25 protein-coding genes are annotated in these 22,614 nt (G+C 31.7%); 13 read left to right on the top strand and 12 right to left on the bottom strand.

Going from position 1 to position 22,614, the window contains the following annotated elements; genetic code table 11:
• Positions 1-58: 58 nt before the first annotated feature.
• From FOF46_RS07570 to FOF46_RS07620, 11 genes are all read left to right on the top strand, one after another.
• Positions 59-544, top strand: a complete 486-nt coding sequence (locus FOF46_RS07570) for a MarR family winged helix-turn-helix transcriptional regulator (RefSeq protein WP_244299585.1) — start codon at positions 59-61, stop codon at positions 542-544.
• Between the two features lie 35 nt (positions 545-579).
• Positions 580-1,146 carry a YceI family protein gene (locus FOF46_RS07575; protein WP_143916038.1) on the top strand — a complete coding sequence of 189 codons (567 nt, stop codon included), beginning with the start codon at positions 580-582 and terminating at the stop codon, positions 1,144-1,146.
• Between the two features lie 226 nt (positions 1,147-1,372).
• Positions 1,373-2,770 (top strand): anthranilate synthase component I family protein, encoded by a 1,398-nt coding sequence (locus FOF46_RS07580; protein ID WP_143916039.1) that lies wholly within the window; start codon positions 1,373-1,375, stop codon positions 2,768-2,770.
• Between the two features lie 26 nt (positions 2,771-2,796).
• Complete coding sequence (locus FOF46_RS07585) at positions 2,797-3,369, top strand: anthranilate synthase component II (RefSeq protein WP_109438913.1); 573 nt, start codon at positions 2,797-2,799, stop codon at positions 3,367-3,369.
• A gap of 88 nt (positions 3,370-3,457) precedes the next feature.
• Complete coding sequence (trpD, locus tag FOF46_RS07590; RefSeq protein WP_143916040.1) at positions 3,458-4,453, top strand: anthranilate phosphoribosyltransferase; 996 nt, start codon at positions 3,458-3,460, stop codon at positions 4,451-4,453.
• An 89-nt stretch (positions 4,454-4,542) separates the two neighbouring features.
• Entirely contained in the window at positions 4,543-5,325 is a 783-nt protein-coding gene (gene trpC / locus FOF46_RS07595) for an indole-3-glycerol phosphate synthase TrpC (protein ID WP_143916041.1), read from the top strand.
• Positions 5,322-6,455, top strand: a complete 1,134-nt coding sequence (locus FOF46_RS07600) for an SDR family oxidoreductase (protein ID WP_143916042.1) — start codon at positions 5,322-5,324, stop codon at positions 6,453-6,455. Before trpC ends, FOF46_RS07600 begins: the two co-directional genes overlap by 4 nt.
• A gap of 38 nt (positions 6,456-6,493) precedes the next feature.
• On the top strand, positions 6,494-7,159 hold the full coding sequence (locus FOF46_RS07605) for a phosphoribosylanthranilate isomerase (protein ID WP_143916043.1): 666 nt from the start codon (positions 6,494-6,496) through the stop codon (positions 7,157-7,159).
• 11 nt (positions 7,160-7,170) lie between these two features.
• The gene (gene trpB, locus FOF46_RS07610) at positions 7,171-8,352 is read left to right on the top strand and encodes a tryptophan synthase subunit beta (protein WP_143916044.1); all 1,182 of its coding nucleotides are present in this window, start codon (positions 7,171-7,173) and stop codon (positions 8,350-8,352) included.
• Positions 8,353-8,436: 84 nt separating this feature from the next.
• Positions 8,437-9,198 carry a tryptophan synthase subunit alpha gene (gene trpA / locus FOF46_RS07615; protein WP_143916045.1) on the top strand — a complete coding sequence of 254 codons (762 nt, stop codon included), beginning with the start codon at positions 8,437-8,439 and terminating at the stop codon, positions 9,196-9,198.
• Between the two features lie 29 nt (positions 9,199-9,227).
• The gene (locus FOF46_RS07620) at positions 9,228-9,812 is read left to right on the top strand and encodes a DUF1287 domain-containing protein (protein ID WP_143916046.1); all 585 of its coding nucleotides are present in this window, start codon (positions 9,228-9,230) and stop codon (positions 9,810-9,812) included.
• Between the two features lie 47 nt (positions 9,813-9,859).
• On the opposite strand, the gene FOF46_RS07625 is transcribed toward FOF46_RS07620, so the two are convergent.
• The 4 genes from FOF46_RS07625 to FOF46_RS07640 all read right to left on the bottom strand — a co-directional run bounded on the left by FOF46_RS07625 (position 9,860) and on the right by FOF46_RS07640 (position 12,826).
• Positions 9,860-10,294, bottom strand: a complete 435-nt coding sequence (locus FOF46_RS07625) for a hypothetical protein (RefSeq protein ID WP_143916047.1) — start codon at positions 10,292-10,294, stop codon at positions 9,860-9,862.
• Positions 10,295-10,461: 167 nt separating this feature from the next.
• A complete protein-coding gene (locus FOF46_RS07630; RefSeq protein ID WP_143916048.1) occupies positions 10,462-10,971 on the bottom strand; it encodes a hypothetical protein in 510 nt (169 codons plus the stop codon).
• Between the two features lie 115 nt (positions 10,972-11,086).
• On the bottom strand, positions 11,087-11,710 hold the full coding sequence (locus tag FOF46_RS07635; protein WP_143916049.1) for a hypothetical protein: 624 nt from the start codon (positions 11,708-11,710) through the stop codon (positions 11,087-11,089).
• A gap of 150 nt (positions 11,711-11,860) precedes the next feature.
• Complete coding sequence (locus FOF46_RS07640) at positions 11,861-12,826, bottom strand: AraC family transcriptional regulator ligand-binding domain-containing protein (RefSeq protein WP_143916050.1); 966 nt, start codon at positions 12,824-12,826, stop codon at positions 11,861-11,863.
• A gap of 87 nt (positions 12,827-12,913) precedes the next feature.
• On the opposite strand from FOF46_RS07640, the gene FOF46_RS07645 reads away from it, so the two are divergent.
• Both FOF46_RS07645 and FOF46_RS07650 read left to right on the top strand, forming a co-directional pair.
• Positions 12,914-13,747, top strand: coding sequence for a type II toxin-antitoxin system RatA family toxin (locus tag FOF46_RS07645; protein WP_143916051.1), 834 nt, complete (start codon positions 12,914-12,916; stop codon positions 13,745-13,747).
• Positions 13,748-13,765: 18 nt separating this feature from the next.
• Positions 13,766-14,152, top strand: a complete 387-nt coding sequence (locus tag FOF46_RS07650; RefSeq protein WP_143916052.1) for a nuclear transport factor 2 family protein — start codon at positions 13,766-13,768, stop codon at positions 14,150-14,152.
• Positions 14,153-14,357: 205 nt separating this feature from the next.
• Here the strand turns inward: FOF46_RS07650 and bla are convergent, their stop codons facing one another.
• The 8 genes from bla to FOF46_RS07690 all read right to left on the bottom strand — a co-directional run.
• Complete coding sequence (gene bla, locus FOF46_RS07655) at positions 14,358-15,260, bottom strand: class A beta-lactamase, subclass A2 (protein ID WP_143916053.1); 903 nt, start codon at positions 15,258-15,260, stop codon at positions 14,358-14,360.
• A 104-nt stretch (positions 15,261-15,364) separates the two neighbouring features.
• Positions 15,365-15,892 (bottom strand): molybdopterin adenylyltransferase, encoded by a 528-nt coding sequence (mog, locus tag FOF46_RS07660; protein WP_143916054.1) that lies wholly within the window; start codon positions 15,890-15,892, stop codon positions 15,365-15,367.
• A 96-nt stretch (positions 15,893-15,988) separates the two neighbouring features.
• The gene (locus FOF46_RS07665; protein ID WP_167571770.1) at positions 15,989-17,083 is read right to left on the bottom strand and encodes a right-handed parallel beta-helix repeat-containing protein; all 1,095 of its coding nucleotides are present in this window, start codon (positions 17,081-17,083) and stop codon (positions 15,989-15,991) included.
• A gap of 224 nt (positions 17,084-17,307) precedes the next feature.
• Entirely contained in the window at positions 17,308-18,099 is a 792-nt protein-coding gene (locus FOF46_RS07670; RefSeq protein WP_143916056.1) for an SGNH/GDSL hydrolase family protein, read from the bottom strand.
• Positions 18,100-18,295: 196 nt separating this feature from the next.
• Entirely contained in the window at positions 18,296-18,922 is a 627-nt protein-coding gene (locus tag FOF46_RS07675) for an MBL fold metallo-hydrolase (RefSeq protein WP_143916057.1), read from the bottom strand.
• Positions 18,923-18,997: 75 nt separating this feature from the next.
• Positions 18,998-20,119 carry a hypothetical protein gene (locus tag FOF46_RS07680; protein WP_143916058.1) on the bottom strand — a complete coding sequence of 374 codons (1,122 nt, stop codon included), beginning with the start codon at positions 20,117-20,119 and terminating at the stop codon, positions 18,998-19,000.
• Positions 20,107-22,068, bottom strand: a complete 1,962-nt coding sequence (locus tag FOF46_RS07685) for an FAD-dependent oxidoreductase (protein ID WP_143916059.1) — start codon at positions 22,066-22,068, stop codon at positions 20,107-20,109. Before FOF46_RS07685 ends, FOF46_RS07680 begins: the two co-directional genes overlap by 13 nt.
• Positions 22,069-22,388: 320 nt before the next feature.
• The coding region (locus FOF46_RS07690) for a VOC family protein (protein WP_420885150.1) at positions 22,389-22,614 on the bottom strand (226 nt) is incomplete at its 5' end.

Here is a 22,614-nt window from a genome sequence, read left to right on the forward strand (position 1 = left end):
AATTTTAACAAAGAATTAATATCATTTTATAATTTTAAAAAGAAAAACCGACATACATTTGTACATACAAATATTGTATATACAATTGAAAATAGAAAACATTATAAAGACAGAAGTTGAGCTTCCAATTTCCAGAAAGGCAATAGTTAATCTACTCTATACCGAAAATTGGATAATGGAAAAAATCAATCTTGAATTAAAGACATATGACATCTCCATTCAACAATTTAACGTATTGCGCATTTTAAAAGGTCAAAAAGGCAAACCCGCTAACCTTTCTACAATACAGGAAAGAATGGTAAGCAAAATGAGTAACACGACAAGATTGGTTGACAAGCTTATTCACAAAGGGTATGTAAAAAGAGATACTTGTCCGTCTAATAGAAGAAAAGTTGAAATTACTATTACTCAGGAAGGAAAAACATTTATAGATAACATAAGTCCGATAATGACCACGTTCGAGGACCAGCTAACATCAAATCTTTCAAAAGAGGATTTGACACATCTCAATGAGCTCCTCAATAAACTAAGAGATATAAATTAATCATTAACTATATATAACTATTTATTTTAAAAATCATGAAAACTAAACTTAAAACATTAATCTTAGCTATTGCAGCTATAGCTACCACTTCTACTTTTGCACAAAAAAAAGAAGTTAAAGCTTCAGAAAGTACAATCAACTGGACTGGTAAAAAAGTTACTGGATCACATACCGGAACACTTAATTTATCTGAAGGCTTTCTTGTATTTGACGGAGAAAATATTACCGGAGGAGAATTTACTGTTGATATGACCACACTAAAGGTTACAGATCTTGAAGCAGGGCAAGGAAAAGAAAAACTTGAAGGACACTTAAGTTCTGATGATTTCTTTAGTACCGCAAATCATAAAACAGCAAAACTAGTGGTAAAAAAAGCTAAAAAAACTGATAAAGGCTATAAAATTGCAGGAGATTTAACTATCAAAGGAAAAACAAACCCTATCGATTTTGATTTGGCCATTAATGGTAATGCTGCTTCTACTACGCTTAAAGTAGACAGAACCAAATATGATATTAAATACGGATCTGGAAGTTTCTTTGACAATTTAGGCGATAAAGCGATCAGTGATGAGTTCGAATTAGCTGTTAATTTAAAAATGTAAAATTTTATAGCTTCAAATTATAATTAATTTATATATTTGAGCCAAGAAATAAAAAATGAAAGTAATCTTAACAAATAATTGGTGGTGGTTATCTCAAAACGAAAACGTCGTGAGATAGTTCCTGTTATTATGTTAAGTAAACATATCAAAGGCTTGTCAAATCACGACAAGCCTTTTTTTTGTTACCTAATCAAAGACTTTAAATTATAAATCAGTAAAGTATAAAATGAGTTATAAATTAACCACACATTTCAAACAAATCCTGGCAGACACCTTTACTCCAGTAAGTGTTTATCTAAAGATTCGAGATCGTTTCCCCAATAGCTTACTATTAGAAAATAACGACTATCGAGGCAGTGAAAATAGTTTTTCTTATATCTGTTGTAATCCAATAGCAAATATCAAAATAGAAAACGAAATTATTTATCAATCTTTCCCTGATAAAAGCATTAAAGAAATTCCTATTACAGAAGACACTAATATCCCTGAAATTGTTGAACAATTTGGTAAGCAATTTGAAACCACAAAAAGTAACTTCAAATTTATTAACAATGGTCTTTTTGGATATATAACATATGATGCTGTTCGATATTTTGAAGATATATCGATTTCTAAAAAAGAAGGTGCGCTAGACATTCCTGATTTACAATACACAGTATATCAAAACATTATTGCTATTAGTAATTTTACCAATGAAGCCTATATTTTTGCACATTGTTACGAATCTGAAAGTAATATCTCTGAAATTGAATCTTTACTTAAGGTTAAAAACTTTGCTTCATATAATTTCGCCACTATAGGAGATACAACTTCAAACCTTAATGACGAACAATATAAAGAACATGTAACATTGGCAAAAAAGCACTGCCTAAGAGGCGATGTTTTTCAGTTAGTACTGTCCAAGCGCTTTTCGCAGAAGTTTAAAGGAGATGAGTTTAATGTATATCGAGCACTACGAAGCGTCAACCCTTCTCCGTACCTGTTTTATTTTGATTATGGAGATTTTAAAATATTCGGAAGTTCTCCTGAGGCTCAATTGGTGGTAAAGGATGATATGGCAGAAATTCATCCTATTGCCGGAACCTTTAAACGTACAGGAAATGATGAACAAGATGCAGAATTAGCAAAAAAATTATCTGAGGATGAAAAAGAAAATGCAGAACATGTAATGTTGGTTGATTTGGCACGCAATGACCTAAGTCGCAACGGAAGTGATGTTACCGTAGAAACCTATAGAGAAGTTCAATTTTATTCTCACGTAATTCATTTGGTGAGTAAGGTCACTGGTAAAAAACACCAGGATACAACTACCATGCAAGTTGTAGCTGATACCTTTCCTGCAGGAACTTTAAGTGGGGCACCAAAGCACATGGCTATGCAACTTATAGAAAAATACGAGACCGTAAATCGTGATTTCTATGGTGGAGCTATTGGTTTTATGGATTTTTCGGGAAACTTTAATCATGCTATTATGATTCGTACTTTTTTAAGTAAAAATCACCAATTACATTGGCAGGCTGGAGCTGGATTGGTTAACGAATCAAACGAAGAAAACGAATTACAGGAAGTATATAATAAATTAGGAGCATTAACCAAAGCATTAAAACTTGCTGAAGAAATATAGGAGCTTAGAAACTCCAAAATCAAAAAATGAGTAAAAAAATATTAGTGATAGACAATTACGATTCATTTGTATACAATCTGGTTCATTATTTAGAAGATTTAGGTTGTGAAGTTATCGTAAAACGTAATGATCAGTTACGATTAGAAGATGTTGAACAATACCAGAAAATCTTACTTTCTCCAGGCCCTGGTATACCCGAAGAAGCTGGTTTATTAAAAGACATCATTAAAACGTACGCCAATACCAAAAGTATTTTTGGAGTCTGTCTGGGGCAACAAGCTATAGGCGAAGTTTTTGGCGGGGATTTAGTCAACCTTGAAAATGTATATCATGGTGTTGCTACAAACATCACACTATCAGTAAAAGATGAACCTCTTTTTGATGGGTTAAATGAAAACTTTGATGTAGGTCGATATCACTCATGGGTAGTCGCTGATCAAAACTTACCAGACTGTCTCCAAGCAACATCTTATGACGAAAATGGTCAAATTATGTCTTTACGCCATAAAGAATTAGATGTACGTGGAGTACAATTTCACCCAGAATCGGTATTAACTCCTGATGGAAAAAAAATACTGGAAAACTGGATAAAGGATTAATTTTTTCTTGCTCTCAATAATGAGAGACTCAATATTAAATAATAAAAGAATTTCTGCTTTTGTAGAAATGATAAGAAATAATTTTTAGATGAAAAATTTACTAAATCGATTAATCAATCACGAAACCATCTCTAAAGAAGAAGCAAAAGGTGTTTTGGTCAATATTTCTAAAGGAGAATATAATCAAAGTCAAATTGCATCATTCCTTACAGTATATATGATGCGTAGTATTACTGTAGAAGAATTAGAGGGATTTAGAGATGCCTTACTAGAACTTTGTATTGCTATAGATTTAAGTGAGTATAATCCGGTGGATCTTTGCGGTACAGGTGGTGATGGAAAAGATACTTTTAATATATCAACGCTTTCTTCTTTTGTTTCTGCCGGAGCAGGAATTAAGGTGACCAAACATGGTAATTATGGAGTTTCGTCTAAATGTGGAAGTTCTAACGTGATGGAACATCTCGGTATTAAATTTAGTAATGATAAAGATTTTTTAAGACGAAGTATTGATAAAGCTGGTATTTGTGTCCTACATGCTCCATTGTTTCATCCTGCTATGAAAAATGTAGCACCAATTCGTAAAGAATTAGGTGTAAAAACATTCTTTAATATGCTTGGCCCTATGGTAAATCCAGCATTTCCTAAAAATCAGATGGTTGGAGTTTTTAATCTCGAACTAGCAAGAATGTACGGGTATTTATACCAAAATACAGATAAAAACTTTACTATAATTCATGCATTAGACGGATACGATGAAATTTCTTTAACAGGAAGCACAAAAACCATTTCTAATCGTACAGAAGGAATGTTAACACCACTGGACTTTGGAGTATCAGCATTAAGACAAGAACAAATTGCTGGTGGTGATTCAATAGAAGAATCTGCTAATATATTTATGAATATTCTAAGTGGTAAAGGCACAGAAGCACAAAACAATGTGGTTTGTGCTAATGCAGGAATGGCAATTGCTACAGTTAAAGGCCTTGAACCAAAACAAGGGTTCGAAAAAGCAAAGGAGGCACTACTTTCTCTGAAAGGACTTGCTGCATTGAAAAAAGTACAAGAGCTTAGTAAAAATTAAGAAAACAAATTTTGTTTTTCAGGATAAACTGGAATTTAAATACTAACTATAATTAAGAAGATCCTGAAACAAGTTCAGGATGATAGGAAATGAACATATTAGACAAAATAATAGCCGATAAACACAAAGAAGTAAAGCTTAAAAAAAGTTTAATTCCGGTTACTCAACTTGAAAATTCTGTATTGTTTGAGCGTAAAACAAATTCGTTAGCAAACGCATTACGAACTAGTGCTACAGGTATTATAGCAGAACACAAGCGCAGGTCTCCTTCTAAATCTGTAATTAATCAAAATGTAAGTGTCCAAGATGTTGCAGAAGGATATGAAACAGCTGGCGTATGTGGAATGTCTGTTTTGACCGATGGAAAGTATTTTGGAGGTTCTTTGGATGATCTTCTTTTAGCAAGATCTTCTGTTAAAATACCTTTACTTCGCAAAGAATTTATCATCGATGAATATCAACTATTAGAAGCTAAAGCCCATGGAGCAGATGCCATCTTACTAATTGCTGCAGTATTAACACGCGATCAGATTAAATCCCTATCAGAATTTGCAAAAAGCTTATCTCTGGATGTGTTATTAGAGGTTCATAATCAAGAAGAGCTTCAGAAATCGATTATGCCTTCATTAGATATGTTGGGAGTAAATAACAGAAATCTAAAAACCTTTGAAGTGAGTACCGATATCAGCAAATCACTAAGTACACAAATACCAGATGATTTTGTTAAAGTTTCAGAAAGCGGAATTAGCAGTATCGAGGCCATAAAAGATTTAAAACAATATGATTATAAAGGTTTCTTAATTGGCGAAAATTTTATGAAGACAGAAAACCCGGGAGCTAGCGCTATAGAATTTATAAAACAACTAAAATGAATACAATATTAGTAACTGGAGTAACAGGAAATATAGGCTCACATGTATTGTTTGAACTACTGTTTGATTTGTATTCAAAAAGTGAAGAAGCAACTATTTATGTTTTAATTCGTAAACAACAGGTCAAATCTGCGAAACAACGTTTATTAGACGAGGTCTTTACAGAACAGCTTATTCCGAAAAAAATAACTCCTTTTTATAAAGGGTACTTAGAAAAATATGTACACGTCATCGAAGGAGAAATCAACAACTTTATACTTCCCGATGATGCCGGGAATGATTTGATTGTATATCATTTGGCCGCTTCTGTAAACCTAAGTAATACTGAAAAAGCAAAAAATGAAATTGCGCATGTAAATTATGTCAATACACAAGCATTTTTTGAAACTATTAAATTGCGAACAAAGAAGTTGGTTTTTGTGAGTACAGCTTTCTCCAGAGGTGAAATAGAAGGTGAAATTACAGATGATTATCATTCTGTCACGAATTTTGATTTTAGAAACTTCTACGAAGCTTATAAAATGAAAGTTGAAAAATTGATATTACAAATTGCCAAAGAAAATAATTTCAGCTGCACCATCGCACGACCAAGTGTTGTATCTGGAAGACTTATTGATTACCCAAAATTTGTGAGTAGTCGATATATTGTATTCTATGCTATTGGCGAGTTCTTCAAAAAAATAAAAAAGACACAGCCAGATTTGGGAAAAGTCAGAATGGTACTAAACATGGATGGAGGGCTTAATATTGTCCCTGTAGATTATGTGGCCAAAGGAATAATTCGCGCAACAAATATCGATGAAGAACAACTCAATATTACACTAACCCATAATGTTCCAACGCAACATATCATTAAAAGTATTTTGCAAAAATGTGGTGTAGAAATTGAATTGGTTGATGAAGAACCAAAAGACAAAACAAGGATTGAAAAATTATTTTATAAAACAATTGGCAGTCAATTGGTAAAGTATTCAACATCCAAAAAACATAATTTCGAGTCTAAATTGATACGAGAATTATTGGCTGATATCGAAGAACCTAATATGCTAGATAGCTTTAGTGAAGTGTATGATTTTGCCCATAATATTAATTTCGACAACAACAATATTAAGTTAGAACCAAATCTTTAACATTGAAAAATAAAAACATAAAAATAAAGGTTTGTGGAATGAAGTTTCCTGAAAATATTCAGAATGTTGCTGCATTACTTCCTGATTATTTAGGATTCATTTTCTATGAGAAATCTCCCAGAAATTTTGAAGGCGGTATCCCTAATATTTCAGAAAACATCAAAAAAACCGGAGTCTTTGTAGATGCTTCTATCGATTTCATTATAAAAAATGTAAAACAACATGGTTTCAAAGCCATTCAATTACATGGTAATGAAAGCGTTGAGTTTTGCAAAACATTAAAATTAGAGGCATCTAAACTACCAAATCCTATATCCTTATCAAAAACAGATACTGTATTGAACAAAATTGAGATCTGGAAAGTATTTTCTATCAAAGATGAATTTGATTTTGATACACTTAAACCATACGAAGGCATTGTGGATTATTTTCTTTTTGATACCAAAGGAAAAGAAAAAGGCGGTAATGGATATGTTTTTGATTGGCGAGTCTTAGAAGGATACTCCTCTACCACTCCATTCATTCTAAGTGGTGGTATTGGCTTAGCCGAAATTGATGCTATTCAAACCTTTCTAAACAAACCAGAGTCTAAATATCTATATGCTATTGATGTTAATAGCAAGTTTGAAGATTCACCCGGATTAAAAAACATAGAAAACGTAAAAAAATTAAAAAAACAAATAGTACCACTCTTAGGAGAATAAAAAATTATAGTATGACCTATCAAGCAAATGAAAAAGGATATTATGGAGATTTTGGAGGAGCATATATTCCCGAAATGCTATATCCTAATGTAGAAGAATTAAGAACTACATATCTCGATATTATGAATGAGCCTTCTTTTAAAGAAGAGTTTAATCAATTACTAAAAGATTATGTAGGTCGTCCATCTCCTTTATATTATGCCAAACGCCTTTCAGAAAAACATAACACAAAGGTATATCTAAAGCGAGAAGACCTTAATCATACCGGAGCTCATAAAGTAAACAATACCATAGGACAAATACTTGTCGCTAAAAAATTAGGTAAAAACCGAATCATTGCGGAAACCGGAGCTGGACAACATGGAGTTGCCACGGCAACAGTCTGTGCTTTGATGGGGATTGAATGTATTGTTTATATGGGAGAAATTGATATCAAAAGACAAGCACCCAATGTAGCTCGTATGAAGATGCTTGGTGCAGAAGTAAGGCCGGCCAAATCTGGGAGTAAAACGCTTAAAGATGCAACTAATGAAGCTATTCGAGATTGGATCAATAATCCTGTAGATACACATTATATTATTGGTTCTGCAATTGGTCCACATCCCTACCCTGATATGGTAACACGATTTCAATCTATAATCTCTGAAGAAATCAAATGGCAATTAAAAGAAAAAGAAGGAAGAGAACACCCTGATTATATAGTCGCTTGTATCGGAGGTGGAAGTAATGCTGCCGGGACATATTATCATTTTCTAGACAACCAAGATGTAGGTATTATTGCTGTCGAGGCAGCAGGAAAAGGAATACATAGTGGAGAAAGCGCAGCTACATCTCAATTAGGTAAAGAAGGTATCATACATGGTTGTAAAACGCTATTGATGCAAACTCCAGATGGGCAAATTACAGAACCTTACTCTATTTCTGCGGGATTAGACTACCCTGGTGTTGGGCCATTACATGCACATTTATACAAATCGGGACGAGGAGAATTTTATTCTGTAACAGATGATGATGCTATGACTGCCGGGTTAGAGTTATCACAATTAGAAGGTATTATTCCTGCCATAGAGAGCTCACATGCATTGGCTATTTTTAATGATAAAAAATTCAAGCCCGATGATATCGTTGTGATCAGTCTTTCTGGACGTGGAGATAAAGACCTTAATACATACATAGATTATTTTAAATTATAATTATTTAGTAGTAAGTATAAAGTACTTAGTATTGAGATTTTTCTTTTACTAACTACTACTTACTAACTTCTCTATACTAAAAATATGAACAGAATACAATCAGCTTTAGCGCAAGACAAAAAATTACTTTCTATATATTTTACAGCAGGATATCCATCACTTCATGATACTGCAAAAGTGATTCAGGATTTAGAAAAAAATGGAGTAGACATGATAGAAATTGGATTACCTTTTAGTGATCCATTAGCAGATGGCCCAACTATTCAGGAAAGTTCTACCATAGCCCTTAAAAATGGTATGACCTCTTCTACTCTATTTGATCAATTAAAAAACATTAGAAAAACAGTCAATATTCCATTAATCATTATGGGCTACTTTAATCCAATGATGCAATACGGCATAGAAGCATTTTGTGCTAAATGTCAAGAAATTGGTATCGATGGGTTGATTATTCCTGACCTACCCGTAGCAGAATATCATGAGCACTATAAGGAAATATTCGAAAAATATGGATTGATTAATGTATTACTCATTACACCACAAACTTCTGATGAACGAATACGATTTATCGATAGTGTCTCTAATGGTTTTATATACATGGTGAGTTCTGCAAGTACTACAGGAGCTAAAAACACTTTTGGAAACACACAACAAAAATATTTTGAACGTATCCAATCTCTTAATTTAAAAAACCCGCAAATCGTAGGTTTTGGAATAAGTAATAATGAAACCTTTATGCAAGCCACTAAAGCAAGTAAAGGCGCTATTATCGGTTCTGCTTTTATAAAACATTTGACTCATCATGGTGTAGATAAGATTAGAGATTTTGTAAAAGAAATACGATAATTGTACTACAAACAAGAATTGATATGCTTATGAAAAAGATCACAACATCTGTATTACTTAGTATAACGTTATTACAATTTAGTTTTGGGCAATCTGATTTCAAAACCCGTTTATCTGATGCTGGATTGGAATTAACAAAACAGGAAGTTACTTATGATCCTGCATATTTCTCTATTGACTACCCAAATGGAGACGTACCTAGTGGTAAAGGAGTCTGTACAGATGTGGTGATACGCGCATATCGAAAACTGGATATCGATCTACAAAAAGAAGTACATCTGGATATGAAAACTAATTTTGATCTATATCCAAAAAACTGGGGATTAACCAGAACTGATAAAAACATCGATCATAGAAGAGTTCCCAATTTAATGAAGTTTTTTTCTCGATTTGGAAAAGTAAAACCCATCTCCAAAATACCAGGCGACTATCTTCCCGGAGATATTGTTTGTTGGAATCTTGGTGGGGGAACTACTCATATCGGATTAGTTGTTGATAAAAAATCTCCCGACTTAAAACGGTATATGATTGTTCATAATATTGGTGGTGGTCAAGTACTAGCCGATTGTCTCTTTGACTATAAAATTATTGGTCATTACTCGTATGAAAAGTAAATATTCCAGAAATTGAAAATTTCCTCCTCATAGTATATTATATATTCTTAATATTCATAAAGGATCTGCTCGTCCCAGAACTCTAGATTTAAAAGTACTTTATTACTGTTTGTTATTCTGATTGGTCGTAAATCAAAAGAGTATGTTTTTAAAATGAAAGCATTACATAACTCCTCATTTTTGAGTAGAATTCTCAGATCACGTTGTTCTGGATTAGATTCGGCAATTCTATTTGCATCTACTAATTCTACTACCCAAGTTTGTCCACCACAACCTCCTGACCCAACTACAACTTCAAGACAATCTCCATTTATTTCAACGCGTTCCATCGAAAGTACAGCAGATTCTTTGTTGATATATTTAATGTGATCTATAATTGCTATTTGGTCACATTTTGAACCTACAAATTCATTATCATCTGAATCGTTACAAGACACAAATAACACTAAACTCAGAATAAGTAGTATAAAAGTATTTCTCATGTTCTTCTTTATACTATTAAGATGATACAATTTAGAAAAGGTTGTGTTAAATATGCCACAATATTTTGTGTATGAAATGCAGTTTGAACACACTCACTTTATTTTCGATTTAACATAGAGTCAAATTTTTGCATTTTTATCCTTTTCATTATTTGTTTAGCCAATAGCTATTTTTCATGTTTTGGAAATTCACATTCTATACCTTGTATTCGGATAATTGGTTTTTTCGGAACTATTTTTTTGATATGACTAAATGAAAATAAATGAATTTTGCTTAAATCAGTTTTCCATTTAAAATCTTCTTGTGGTTCAAAATCAACTTTTATTGGTATTTCGGTCATATATTTCTCTTGATCATCAATCAAAAATTCATTATTTACAAGAGTTATTACTCTTTTTATTTCATTGACAAATTCATCATCACTGTCAATTCCAATGAGCTCAATTTTTTCATTCCCATTACAGATCATTAATACTTTATAGGACTTATCCTCTTCATTTTCTATTGTTGATTCATAATAAAGTTTTTTGTAGATATTTCTGATATAGTTATAGCTGTTGGAAGTTTTATTTTTCACGAAACTTTCAAAATCTATTTTTTTATAACACTCTGATTCTTGAGAATATGAGGTCATCAAAATAAAAAATCCAATCAGAAAAGTTAATGTTTTATTCATACTACATATTTTGTACTTGTGCATCAGTAGTCGTAGATTTCTACTCCCTAACAATTCAGTTTAGCACTTACCATTGTTTTATGTTTATACTTTCATTTAAACGCTTAAACTGTTATTACTTATATACAATGTTGTCTGGCGTTTTTAATTCGGTTATCGTTTTTTTCAATCCTTCATTTAACCTCTTTTCCAAAATGAGTAAGTCTGATGTCATTAACTCAATTACCCCTATAAAATCAATAACTTTTGTCGATGAATTAGTTTCAATTGCTTTATTTAAAATAGATGTCCCAAAATCAGTATATGTCTCCTGCAATACATAAACACTCGATATTTTTTGAATTAATTCGATATCGAATTCTTTTAAAATTCCGCTAATTTTTGTTCCCTCAAATGCAGTCTTTTGTAATCTGGCAAATTGAAACCCATTCCATCCTTTTATATTATTGTGATTAAATTTATTATCAGTTGTGAAATTCGAAAGTTTATCTTTCTCACTCAATTTAAGAGCTATACTATCAATTTGAATTTTTATATTTTCGTGATAATTAATATGTTTTTCTAATAATAGTTGATTATTTTCTAATTCTTTTATAATTATTCTTAGAGATTTTTCTTTTTCTGCTTTTGTTTTATTTTCAGCATTTACATTACTAAAATATACTCCTAAAAATACACCAAATGCAACAATGATTATTTCAATAAGATATTTTAAAATATTCTTCGCGGTTTTATTCATTTTAAATATTTGTTCTTGAATGACATACAATGTATCGCATAAGAAACGTAGGGCAAGTAATAAGTGATACGTTTCAGATTGGTTGGTGGCTTTGCAAATAAACACAATCTTTCGGATTAGCACAAACGCCCTACATTTTTTAATACATTGCTACCTGCTTTTTTTCGTTTTCCAAGATTTCACTGCATGTAAATAGGCACTTGATTCTGAATAACCTAAAATATGAGCAACATCCTTAGTTTTTAAATGTTTTTCATTAGTTAGGTAATTAGACAGTTCTTCTTTTATCTTATTTGCTATACTTCTAAATGACATACCTTCATCTGTCAACTTACGTTGCATTGTACGTTTGCTATAAGGGAATTGTTTCTGGACTTGCTCAAAATTTGGAATCTCTGGCGAGCACATATTTAATGTCATATTACGTATTTGATTCGCGAATACCTTTTCATTTTCCTTGTTCTTATTTAACATTGCTATAAATTTTGGTAAAAGAAGCTCTATTTCTTTTACTTTATTTTTATTTATTTCTGTGCTTACAACTTCTAATGGTAACACTATTTGATAATTAGAATAATGTGTAACTGCTACTTTTAAGGAATCGAGATAAGGTTTTTTATTAGTAAATGGTAGTCTGATTTTTGGGATAAAAGAGTGTGGAAGCATTAGTTTTAGCTCTCTATAAATAATACTTAACACCATATCCAAAAGATGTCTTCTAAGCTTTAAATCTTTAACAGAGCTATCTAATTGTAAAATATAAAGTTGTGAATCCTCAATAACTCTAGCTGATACTATAGGAAACTTATTATCTAGGAAATTTTGAAGAATAAAAACACCTTGTTTTACACTAGAAGTATTTAAAGATATTTCCAATACTAATCCTAAGGCACCTAGGTTTAGGTAGCAACCAAAGTTTAAACCGCTATAATCATTTTTTGTAGCGTCTATTACCATTTCATAAACAGCTAAATATTCTTTGGCATCAATCATTTCCTCAGGATTGTTATAATCCATATTCGGATTAGCTAAAAGGTTTTTTAAAACTAAGCTATCTAGGTTTTGATAGTCTGCATAATCCAGTAAGCTATGTAAATAAGGTGCGCAAATTTTCATAATACGAATATATAAAATTGGCGCAAAGTATCAATAATATTGTTGACTTTTACTATAACATTGTACCATAAAACAAGTAAAACTATTATGAACAAGTTACAAAGGCACCTATCCGCAAATGCCGTATTTTCAATATTAAATGGGACATTACTATTAGTCTTTCAAGAAAATGTTGAACAAATATTTAATATAGAACCCAGCAAATTTTTCTTCATACTTGGTATTCTACTTCTAGTTTTTGCTTTAACTATTATAGTAGAGCTTAAAAAACAGAGAGCATTACCAGTGTTATGGATAATAATACAAGATGCACTATGGGTTATTGGCAGCGTCATCTTATTAGTATTCAACCCTTTTAACATCTCTACAGATGGGAATATAATAGTAGCACTAGTTGCGATAGTAGTTTTAGTGTTAGGTCTTGGTCAGGCAAAAGGCTTAGCTAGGGCAGATGAGCAGAGTAAAAAAGGACAAAAAGTATTTAAATTTAAGAGAAAAGTTAAAGGAAGTATATCTAAAGTTTGGGAAGTAATATCTGATGTGGCTAACTATCACGAAGTAGCACCAAATATTGATGGCTCAAAAGTAATCTCTGGAGAAAAAAAAGGTATGGTTCGTTCTTGCTCTCATGGCAAAGATAGTTGGATTGAGACCTGTACGTTATGGGAAGATGAAAAGCAATATTCATTTATAGTAGATACTCAAACACCAGATTATCCTTATCCTCTAAAGGCTTTAAAAGGGACTTGGATAGTTGATGAAATTTCTAAGAATGAAAATGAAATAACTATGATATTCGAGTTTGAATACAAAAAGCCGATACAGAATATTCTAGTACACCCTTTAATGAAATATAGGTTCACAAAAGTATGTAAAGAGCTATTAGATAACTGGCAAAATATGATTGAAAATAATAATTAATATCTAAAACTTAAATAAATGGAAACTCAAAGTGTCATGACAAAAGAAGCTATCGTCACACAATTCTTAAGCGGTTTTAACGACCCATCAAAAATTGCAGATTCATTTGCTTTATTAACGGATAATTACCATTTCACAGATCCAATGGAGAACATCAATTCTAAAGCTGAATTTATTGAGCTTTCTAAAGAATTAGCGTTAGTACTTACTGGTGTTGAAATTAAGAGATTAGCGGTTAATGGTAATTGGGTAGTTGTAAATTACATTTTCAATTCTTCAGTTAAAGGCTTGGAGATCAACACCGGAAATGAGTGGTTTCGAGTAGAAGATGGAAAAATTCAGGAATCCCATTTAATATATGACGCTTCTGAATGGAGGAAAGTATTGGAAAATATGAAGAAATAAAATCTTACTGTGCGTTCATCATCCTATGTGAGTCTATTTGTCACATTAAGATAATGTGTTTATTAAATAATTGGTGAATATGATTGGGCGAATTGCAGGCAACATATCGTATAAGAAACGTATCGCTTATCACCTACGCTACGTTTCTTATACGAGACATTACCTTCTGGTATTACAAAAATTTGATTAAGATAATCAATACCTATTATTTATTTATAAAGTAATCCCAAGTTGCTTTCGAGATATCTGATATCATTTTCTCGTTAGTTTCAAAACTTTCTGTTGATTCAGTGATAAATACACTTATGGTATAGTATTTCCCATTGGGGAGAAAAACAATTCCGATGTTGTTTACAGCGGCAGTTACCCCTGTTTCTTTATGTGCTCCGGACCAGCCCGTTTTATGCGCTACTATCGTTTCTTTAGGCAATTGTCCCCTTAATCTGTTCTTGCCTGTTTTGGTTCCTTTCATTACATTCCACACAAAGTCATGACTTTCTTGGGTAAGTAATCTATTACTGTTTTTATAAAACGTTGTTAGGATCCTATTAGCTTCTTTTGGAGTTGTCCAATTTAAAAACTGTAAATCCCAATTATTTTGCATGGTTTCTTCATTTATTTTAACAGAAAAATCTTTAAAACCGAGACTAGAAAAATAATTTTCAACAGTTTGAGGTTCTCCAAGAAGTCTTAGTAGTACATCACAACCTACATTGTCACTTAAAGCAACTGTATATTTTATAATTTCTGCAATGCTAAGTATGACTCCTTCAGAATATTTTTTTCGTATTGGACTCCATAGGCCAGGCAATAACTCACTTTTCTTGATATCAATTTTTTGATCTAAAGAAAGATTGCCTTTATCTATTTCAGATAAAATTGTCAAAGCAATTGGAAACTTAAACACACTTTGCATAGGAAAGTGTCTTTGACCATTGATATTCAAAGTATCTTTAATTTCCATCCCATTAATTGCGACACCAACAATTGCATTTTTGGAATTTATAATATCCTCAATTTTCTGTTTTAATGTTTCAATTTTTTGCGAATATCCTTGTGTGAAAACTATTAAAAAGAGTACAAATGTTATAGATGTTTTTTTTACCATAATTTTTTGTTTTGCTTGCAGGTAACGGTGAGTATAAGAAACATAGGACAGGAGACCTGTACCAAGTTTCGATTTGATACTAAGCCAAATATAATATTTTGCTTTTATTTTTTTTTAGGCCTGAATGGTTTTATTACATTTTCATTGCATTTTAAAAATGGGCCATTCATAAGATCTATACAATATGGGATAGCAGGAAAAACAGCATCTAAACATTCTCTAATTGACTTTGGTTTTCCAGGTAAATTAATAATTAAACTACTACCTCTAAGCCCAGCAGTTTGTCTAGAAAGAATAGCTGTCGGTACAAACTTCATAGATTCAGCTCTCATAAGTTCTCCAAATCCCGGCATCATCCTGTCACAAACCGCAGTAGTTGCTTCAGGTGTAACATCTCTTTTAGCTGGTCCTGTACCTCCAGTTGTAATAACCAAGCAACAATTATCATTATCAACCATATTAATGATGGTTTTTTCTATGATTTCTTGTTCATCTGGGATTATTTGATATACTTCTTCCCATTCCGAAATTAAATAATCGTTTAGTGTATTAATAATTGCTTTTCCACTAACATCCTTATAAATCCCTGCACTTGCTCTATCGCTTACCGTTATTATTCCAATTTTATCCATCTACAAATTTTCTTACTCTATTTAATTTTGTTATGTCCGTTTTGTTATTTTTTAGCTTGCAGCTAACATCCCGTGTAATAGTGTTTTAATACATTTTTACATTTTGTTAGCAAATGTAAATTTTACTTTGATCTCCTTCACTTTGTTTTTCGAATTGAAATAAAAATCCCATATTTCTTGATTTTTAGTACCTCTATTTACAATGACTTTATCATCGTCTATAAGATTAAAATTATTTATTTGAACCTCTTTTTTCTTCAAACCATAGTAAAATGAAAGAAAATCAGACAGCCCTGTTTGATTCTCATATTTAATTTTATAATCCTTAGTAAAGAAACTTACGAATTCATTATTGCGATTATCATGGTCGCTACCTAATTCTTCCTGTAAAAACCCCATAAATAATTTTAATATCGTTTTACGTTTCCCTTTTTTAGACTTTTCATTAGTACGGTTGTCAATATAGCTTTGAAGATCAAAATTAAATGCATTTTCTTCAATGTCACAGTTTTTAAAATTGACATATAGAGGCATGCCCAAAAAAGAATAAATCAAGTTCTTTGACTGATTATTCTCTATTCTACAATTCTGGAATAATAGATCACTTATATCTGAATAAATAACTGATTCACCCCAATCGTGATTTTCATAAATATCACAATCTTTAAACTTTATTTTAGTGGAATTTACCGTGTAAATGGCATAAAAAACGTTATTGAAAATTTCAACATTGTTAAATTTTACATTATTCGTACCTATCAAAGTAGCTCCGATACCACCACTCCCATTTAAATGACAATTATTTATAGATATATTATTGGATAATAAAACGGATAATACCGCCCCATTACAAGTTGGAAGTGTATGAAAAATAGAAAAGCCCTCCAATATAATTTCTTTACAGTTTTTGAAACTTAGAATATTGTCAAAGTCATTATTTGATATAATATCTGTGTGTTCTACACTTCGAATAATTAAATTTTCATATCCATTTAACACTATTCCTGATGCCAAAAAATAGCTTTTTGGTATTAATTTATAAGGCTCATCGTCTGTCCAATGCTCATAAAAATTCTCAATGTTTAATTCTTTTTCTAAATTTTCTAAAGTAAAATCAAGTACTTTACACTTAACGATAATTTCAGTATTATTATCCAATGCCTCAAAAAACTCCTTCACATTACTAACCATGACTTGTTTATTAGAAGAAAAAACGTTGATATAAATGAATAAGATAATTAGTGTACAGTAAATTTTCATTTTTAATATTTGCTAACGTTTAATACATGAATCGAAGTAAGGTAAGTACCTCATAACCCATCGATCTATCTGCATGTTTTTTTTATTCAATTTATAAAAATCTAGCGCCATTGTAAATAGGAAATGACCTTTCGACCAAACAAATTGCTCTGATTTCATATTTGATGTTGTAAGGCGTTTTTAATTTCCTTTGATTGAGTTATAAAATTAGAAACATCTTTCGCCCAAATTTGATATGTTGTTTTTGATGGATGAACTCCATCACTAAAAAAATCAGCCGGTTCTATTTTGAGATTAAGCCTTTCGATAAGATCTACACAATTAATCTCGCGCGCATAATAGTATACTTGCTCAAAATCTTTCACTATAGTTTCTAATTCTTTTCCAAGAATATTAACTAGATTTCCTATTGTAAATTTTATTAGAGAAGTAAACGCTGGAAATTCTTTAATTGGAGGCATATTTATAAATACAATGGGAACTCCTTTAAATTTATGCCTTATGCTTTTAATAAGTTCTCGAACATCTCTATTCCATTTTTTCGGAGTGTTTAATTCAAAGGCATCATTCCCTCCAAGACCAATTACAATGAAGTCAATTGATTTTTCGGTAATAAGGTTAATAATTTTTTCTTTTACTCTTTTTGCAGTATATCCACTTTTTGCATAAACTTTCCAATCAATATTTGTTTTAAGTTCATTTGCCAATTCATTCGCCAAAGATCCTGTAAAACCTTCTTGGTGGGTACTAACACCTACACCTGCAATAGTGCTTTCTCCAATAGTTAGCATTCGGAGTGTTTTTTCAGAAGAAGCAGAAGATAAGCCATTAATCCCTTTTGCTTCAGGTAATTTTGGGACGCTCGTCTTTATTTTTTTACCTTGAAGATACATTAATGGTAAAAGTGGAATCGCTAATATCGATCCAAAAATATATTTTATGTTCATTTTTTTTGTTTAAATGACTTACAACTTTTAATATATGTATCGTAGTGAGGTAAATTGTTACCTAACTTTGGATACTTCTGCGCAGATTTTATACTTTATTCAGCTTTAAAATTACTGCTTCCTCATAAATATACAAGAACCAATCGATTAATCAATAATCAGCTATGATTACATATTTGATGTTATATGTTTTCATCTATTTGTTTTTCATATATTCACTTAGTCTTTCCTTTCCGTTTCCAATAATTATTTCATAATGAAAGGGGTAAACAGTCATAAAATCATATTCTAATAATTTTCTACAACTTGCCATTCTGTCATCCAAATTTTCATAATCAGATTGACTTTCTTGGCTAAAATCTATTATTTCGCCTTTTTTATTACCGTAAAAAGTGTCGCCTGAAAATAAAGTTTTTGTATTTTTTTCCAATACACATATCGCTCCAGCACTGTGTCCTGGAGTATATATTACCTCTATATTTTCCGCAAAATCCGGCATTTCTGTAAAAAATACGTTAGGCTTCATTTTCAACCAAGGATGATTTATGTCTGCTTTATGTGCGTAAATCTTTAGTCCGATTTTTTCTTGCCATTCGGTACCATCTGATATTCCACATGAGCCATGTGAAATAATCGCAAAAACTGGCTTATCAAAAGAAAGTATAAATTTTTCGATCTCCTCAGAATATGCAGGGATGTCAAATAGTAATACTTTGTCCTTTAATTCAATCAAATATGTATGGACTTTTTCTCTGTAAAAATATTGGTTGTTTATTTCGTAAATATCCGTTTGCAGTTTCGTGTAAACTGGTTCATTGTTCATATTACAAAAACTGAAAAATAAGGCAAAAATTATTGAGTGTCGTTTTCTTTTTAACTTTAAAATTATCAAAAATTTTCAAAGTTTATCTTTCCACTTTTGGTGAAATTTATTTATTTGATGTTCCTGTAATTTAGATAACTTTTGTTCCTTTAAAAACCAAAATACCCGCCGGGCAATCAAAAAATCATTACTATACAAGAGAGCAAATAACTGAGAAATTCCTTCTTGTGTTATTCCGTTTTTTTCTATTAAAATTCTTAAAAACAAATCAATTTCCTGATAAGTCAATTTATGAACTGGTAGGTTTAATTCGTTAAAAAAATCAGGAGATGGATTTTGAGAGGTTTGTAATATTGCATTGAAACATAACAAGCGATTGGTTTTGTTAGCATGAGGAATTAATTGCTGCATTGCATTGAGATAAATCAATTTTGGAGCATTTTCCCAATAAGGTAAACTAGGTTTTAATAATTCTGTATTTACTTCAATGGCTCTTAGCATCAATTCATTTGTTCTTTTTGAAAAATCCTTTCGCCTTGTCAACTGCTCGATTGCAAAGTGTTGATGATTATTTTGCTGTAAAAGATATTGTAATTCTGAAATGGAATAGGCATCACCTGTGATATTGCGAATAATTTTTTTGGCTTCACTATGTGCCCAATGCCAAAGCGAGTAACAAGTCCAGACTGCACCTTGGACATAAGCTGATCTTTCTACCAAAATAGTTGCACCTGTCATTGCATCTATACCTTCACTAGCAATTGTTCCTACAATTTCACTTTTATAAACATCCTGTAAAGGAGAATTTTTATCTTTTAAAATTGTGTTTAATTTATCATAATCAATAGCTGAAAAAAATTCACCTCCTGCCTTTTCCAATTCTATCCCTTCGGGTAATTCAAGCCTATCATAACGCCCAAATTTATCCCAATAAATCCGTACTAAATCTACTCGACATTGCTTATCTCCACAAACCACCGATTCAACATCCATATAAAATTCTTGTGGTTTACCTTCTTCATCTTGTAATTCTACTAATATACATTCAGTATGTTCTGTTAAACTAATACCTTTATGTATGACTTTAATTTGATGTTTTATTTCATTAGTAGAAGATGCACTCAAATTAAAACATAAGTTGATTACAACTAGTATGTTAAAAAACGTTATCATCTTAAAAATTTTTAGCTGTAACATCTAGCTTCAAATAACCTACAATTTTTATTTCCATAGGTCTCTTTTAAATTAATACGAATAGCTGAAGTTTCAATTTTTTCAAAATAGAACTTAATTAATCGAGTTCTATTTTTTTCAATTGTTCCAACTTTTATCCACTTTCCATTTACACGTGCTTCAGCATCTAATGATTTTAGTAATTCTTTGGGAATTTGGGTGGTGTAAACATCATTTTCCAAACTATCTCTACGTAGCATTATATTGCGTTTAACATTGGTGTCACATTTGATTTCAATTTTAGAAATACTCTGGCGTTCATCCCATTCGATTTGTACTTGTGCTGGTAAGCCTTCAGATTGCCAATGATGATCCTTTCCATTATAATCTCGTGACCATCCATCATTTAATAATTTAGGATCACCCGAAGATGTGCTTGACGCAAATATTAATTTTGCTTTTTTAACCAGATTGTTTTTATCGTTTGCAGGCCTATAAGGAATAAAGGCATCATCTCTTAGTAATTGTTCTTGTAATTCTGTAATATTTTTTTGACCTAACTCACGAGGTAACACATTTTTTTTCGCACATAAAGCAGCAGCTGTTCCAACTGCTTGCCCTTCTAAGGCACATGTTGCCATAATACGAGAAGAAGACAGGGCAATATGTGTTTGGCTAATATTTCGACCTGCAAATAAGAGGTTAGGTACATTTTTAGAATATAATGAACGAAAAGGAATTTGATACGGTTCTTCAAAATATTGATGAAAATAACTTGGTGGTTCACTTAAATTTTCAATACCACCTGGGTTGTGTTCATCTAATGACCATCCTCCAAATGCTACTGCATCTGAAAATTGTTTATTACCTAACATATCAGGTTCACAAAGAATATAATCACCAATAAATCGGCGACTCTCACGTTTACCAGGTAAAGAAGAAACCCAATCTAAAGCGTAATTTTCGGTTTCTGGAAAATCACCTGAATTCTTCATGTAATCCCAAACTCCATAAGCATAACCTAAGAGTTTATGTTTATTATCCTCAAATTCGCCGATAATATCATTATCGCTCCCTAATTCGACCCACCAAAAACCTAATTCGAATGGTTTTAATTGTCTTCCTTTATGAGATTTTTCAGCATCATATTTTATTGTAAAATGTGGCGCTTCAAAAGGCATTGGACGTCCCATATCTTTTGACCCAAGAAGAACAGTAGAACCCATCTGCCAACCATCTTCTTTTTCAGGAGCATATTTTTCATTAAATTCTGAAGATGCTTCTCTACCAGTTCGATACAAGGCTCCTGCAGTAGCTCCTAATAAACCATCACCAGAACAGTCAATAAATAAATCAGCTTCAATAGTAAATTCTGTTTCTGTTGTCGATTGCCAACAATAGGCAGCTTTTATTTTACCATCATCTGACATAATAGCTCTTATTGCAGAGGTATTGAGTTTTACATCCAGATTTTTTTCTCGAGTAATGAAATCATACAAAATATGATCCCAAACGGGATACGCATCTTGTGGGTTATGAAAACGATTATGTAATAAAATTTCTTCAATAATGCCTGTTTCTCGTTCAGGTAGACCATTTTTTAAATGATTAACGCCGTTTAAATGTACGCGAATTTCACTTGAAGAATTACCTCCTAAAACTGGGCGATCTTGTACTAATACAACTTTAGCACCATTTCTTGCAGCCGAAATAGCTGCACACATACCTGCAGCTCCTCCACCAATAACAGCAACATCATAAGTTAGCGTTTTACGTCGATCAGGTCTAGGTTTTTTGCCAGTACCCATTTGATGCCATTGTTTAGGGTCGGTATTTCTATAAGGTTTTTCTGCTTCTGTATTATTTATATTGTTTGATGATTGAGCAGATATATCCGAAAAGCTAGTTAATGGAATTATACTTGCGCCTAATGCTCCTTTAACTGTGTTTTTGAAAAATTTTCTTCGCTTCATAATTTCATGTAAATATTAACTAACTTTTACTTAGTCATTTTATCTCCGTTAAAGAAAATGTCTTTCATTTTCAGGTTTAATTTTTATCTACCCCCATTTAGGTAGTGATACTCAACGTCTCGGCTATGATTAGTCCAGTAATTAAAAATAGTGAACTTTCAATTAAACACTGAGTCAATTTTTTATTTTTGTTTTATCTTTTTTATTGTAAAGGCCAAATTTAAAAATTTGGTGGTCTTTGCAAGTAAATACAAACGTTTTGATAGCACTTACAAGCTATGTTTTATACACCGTGTTAGCGGTTATTTTTTCTTCTCAGGTTAATTTGATGATTGATGCAAGGCAATTCTATTTCCTTCACTGTCTTCAAATTCAGCGACAAAACCTAATTCCTCGTTTGATGTTTTGGGATACAACATTTGTCCACCATTTTCAATTACTATTTTTAAGGTCTTGTCAATGTTTTCGGTTTTGAAGTAAATTACAACTCCATCATTTGTCGGTTTGTAAATTTCTCCCTTAGCTAAGGCTCCTGAAATTCCCGAG

The sequence above is a fragment of the Aquimarina algiphila genome, assembly GCF_007489275.1.
In the GTDB taxonomy this organism is placed as follows: domain Bacteria; phylum Bacteroidota; class Bacteroidia; order Flavobacteriales; family Flavobacteriaceae; genus Aquimarina; species Aquimarina algiphila.

What these genes read in the sequence shown, in the direction of transcription:
- FOF46_RS07620 (WP_143916046.1), top strand. Translation starts at nt 9,228, where the DNA reads ATGAAAAAGATCACAACATCTGTATTACTTAGTATAACGTTATTACAA.
- FOF46_RS07670 (WP_143916056.1), bottom strand. Translation starts at nt 18,099, where the DNA reads ATGAACATAAAATATATTTTTGGATCGATATTAGCGATTCCACTTTTA.
- FOF46_RS07665 (WP_167571770.1), bottom strand. Translation starts at nt 17,083, where the DNA reads ATGGTTAGTAATGTGAAGGAGTTTTTTGAGGCATTGGATAATAATACT.
- trpD (WP_143916040.1), top strand. Translation starts at nt 3,458, where the DNA reads ATGAAAAATTTACTAAATCGATTAATCAATCACGAAACCATCTCTAAA.
- FOF46_RS07585 (WP_109438913.1), top strand. Translation starts at nt 2,797, where the DNA reads ATGAGTAAAAAAATATTAGTGATAGACAATTACGATTCATTTGTATAC.
- FOF46_RS07580 (WP_143916039.1), top strand. Translation starts at nt 1,373, where the DNA reads ATGAGTTATAAATTAACCACACATTTCAAACAAATCCTGGCAGACACC.
- FOF46_RS07600 (WP_143916042.1), top strand. Translation starts at nt 5,322, where the DNA reads ATGAATACAATATTAGTAACTGGAGTAACAGGAAATATAGGCTCACAT.
- FOF46_RS07645 (WP_143916051.1), top strand. Translation starts at nt 12,914, where the DNA reads ATGAACAAGTTACAAAGGCACCTATCCGCAAATGCCGTATTTTCAATA.
- FOF46_RS07640 (WP_143916050.1), bottom strand. Translation starts at nt 12,826, where the DNA reads ATGAAAATTTGCGCACCTTATTTACATAGCTTACTGGATTATGCAGAC.
- trpB (WP_143916044.1), top strand. Translation starts at nt 7,171, where the DNA reads ATGACCTATCAAGCAAATGAAAAAGGATATTATGGAGATTTTGGAGGA.
- FOF46_RS07625 (WP_143916047.1), bottom strand. Translation starts at nt 10,294, where the DNA reads ATGAGAAATACTTTTATACTACTTATTCTGAGTTTAGTGTTATTTGTG.
- FOF46_RS07630 (WP_143916048.1), bottom strand. Translation starts at nt 10,971, where the DNA reads ATGAATAAAACATTAACTTTTCTGATTGGATTTTTTATTTTGATGACC.
- FOF46_RS07685 (WP_143916059.1), bottom strand. Translation starts at nt 22,068, where the DNA reads ATGAAGCGAAGAAAATTTTTCAAAAACACAGTTAAAGGAGCATTAGGC.
- FOF46_RS07675 (WP_143916057.1), bottom strand. Translation starts at nt 18,922, where the DNA reads ATGAACAATGAACCAGTTTACACGAAACTGCAAACGGATATTTACGAA.
- mog (WP_143916054.1), bottom strand. Translation starts at nt 15,892, where the DNA reads ATGGATAAAATTGGAATAATAACGGTAAGCGATAGAGCAAGTGCAGGG.
- FOF46_RS07575 (WP_143916038.1), top strand. Translation starts at nt 580, where the DNA reads ATGAAAACTAAACTTAAAACATTAATCTTAGCTATTGCAGCTATAGCT.
- bla (WP_143916053.1), bottom strand. Translation starts at nt 15,260, where the DNA reads ATGGTAAAAAAAACATCTATAACATTTGTACTCTTTTTAATAGTTTTC.
- FOF46_RS07680 (WP_143916058.1), bottom strand. Translation starts at nt 20,119, where the DNA reads ATGTTACAGCTAAAAATTTTTAAGATGATAACGTTTTTTAACATACTA.
- FOF46_RS07605 (WP_143916043.1), top strand. Translation starts at nt 6,494, where the DNA reads ATGAAGTTTCCTGAAAATATTCAGAATGTTGCTGCATTACTTCCTGAT.
- trpC (WP_143916041.1), top strand. Translation starts at nt 4,543, where the DNA reads ATGAACATATTAGACAAAATAATAGCCGATAAACACAAAGAAGTAAAG.
- trpA (WP_143916045.1), top strand. Translation starts at nt 8,437, where the DNA reads ATGAACAGAATACAATCAGCTTTAGCGCAAGACAAAAAATTACTTTCT.
- FOF46_RS07635 (WP_143916049.1), bottom strand. Translation starts at nt 11,710, where the DNA reads ATGAATAAAACCGCGAAGAATATTTTAAAATATCTTATTGAAATAATC.
- FOF46_RS07650 (WP_143916052.1), top strand. Translation starts at nt 13,766, where the DNA reads ATGGAAACTCAAAGTGTCATGACAAAAGAAGCTATCGTCACACAATTC.